This window comes from Hymenobacter amundsenii (genome assembly GCF_002204745.1).
Taxonomy (GTDB): Bacteria; Bacteroidota; Bacteroidia; order Cytophagales; family Hymenobacteraceae; genus Hymenobacter; species Hymenobacter amundsenii.
In genome coordinates, this window is the sequence record NZ_NIRR01000090.1 from 1 (window position 1) to 1,490 (window position 1,490).

1 protein-coding gene is annotated in these 1,490 nt (G+C 69.9%); it reads left to right on the plus strand.

Annotated elements, in window-relative coordinates; genetic code table 11:
• Nucleotides 1-87: 87 nt before the first annotated feature.
• The coding region (locus CDA63_RS20015; RefSeq protein WP_126546991.1) for a PAS domain-containing protein at nt 88-1,490 on the plus strand (1,403 nt) is incomplete at its 3' end.

Here is a 1,490-nt window from a genome sequence, read left to right on the forward strand (position 1 = left end):
CCTGGTATACCTATTTACCGGTAATCTGTATTACTTCGCATCTTCATTGCCCGATGTCTAGTCGCACGGGTTTGCCCCCGTTTATCTATGGCCTTTCGCTCTCCCCTAGCTCCGGCTGTGTCCGCGTACGCCTTCCCCGACGCCCTGCTGTCCACGCTGCTGGCCGTCTCGCTCTCGGCCGTGAACCTGCTGCGCCCCGTGTACGGCCCCGACGGCCCTGACGGCCCCGACGGACCCGAAATTGTTGACTTCGCCCTCGACTACCTCAACCCCGCCGCCCAGCGCATGACGGGCCTGCCCGAGCAGCCGGGCACCACGGCCCTGGCCCGCTTCCCGGAAATGGCCAGCACCGGCGTCTTCGACTTCTACCGCCGCACGTACGCGTCGGACGCGCCCGGTGCCTTTGAGCTGTACTACCAGGCCGACGGCATCGACAACTACTTCCGCCTCGCCGCCCAGCGCCACCAGGACCTGCTCGTCGTCAGCTTCACCGACACCGGCGACCAGCCCCGCACGCCCGTCGAAAACGCGCTGCGCGACGCCCAGGCGGCCGAACGCGCCGCTCGCGCCGACGCCGAAGAGCAACGGGCCGCGCTGGGCCGCGCCTTCGAGCAGGCCCCGGTATCCATCGCCATCCTGCGGGGAGCCGAGTTCGTCGTGGAGCTGGCCAACCCTTCGCTCGGCGCGCTGTGGGGCCGCCCGGTCGGGCCCGCGCTCGGCCGCCCCCTGTTTGAGGCCTTGCCCGACCTGGCCGGGCAGGGGCTGGAGGAACTGCTGGACCAGGCGCTGCGCACCGGCGAGCCGTTGGTCTTCCGGGAACGCCCCACGCGGCTAGCCCGCGACCCGGCCGAGCCACCGGCGCTGGGCTACTACAACTTCACCTACCAGCCCCTGCACGACGCCCAGGGGCGGACCACGGGCCTCATCACGGTGGGCTTGGACGTCACCGAGCAAGTCGTGGCGCGCCAGCAACTGCACCAGCTCAACCAAGAGCTCGAAGCCCGCGTGCAGGAGCGCACGCAGGAAGCCCTGTCCCTGCAGGCCGACCTGCTGGCCGCTGCCCAGCAGCAGGCCGACCAGCGGGCCCTACTTTACCAGGTATTCGAGCAAACCCCGGCCCTGGTGGCCCTACTGCGGGCCCCCGGCCACCGCTTCGAGTACGTCAACCCCGCCTACCAGGCCCTCTTTCCCGGCCGCCAACTGGTGGGCCGGGATGCGGCGGAAGCCGCGCCGGAGATGGCCGAGCAGGGCTTCGTGGCCCTGATAGAGCAAGTGTACCGCACCGGGGAAACTTACTACGGCCAGGAGATGCCCTTCACGCCGCGGCCCGCCCCGGGGGAGGCGTCACGCGCCCGCTACTTCAACTTCACCTACCAAGCCTACCGGGAGGGCGGCGCGGTGGCCGGCGTCTCCGTTTTCGCCTACGACGTCACCGAGCAAGTGCGGGCCCGCCAACAGCGCGAGGCCGAGCGCCAGCAGCTGCATCACCT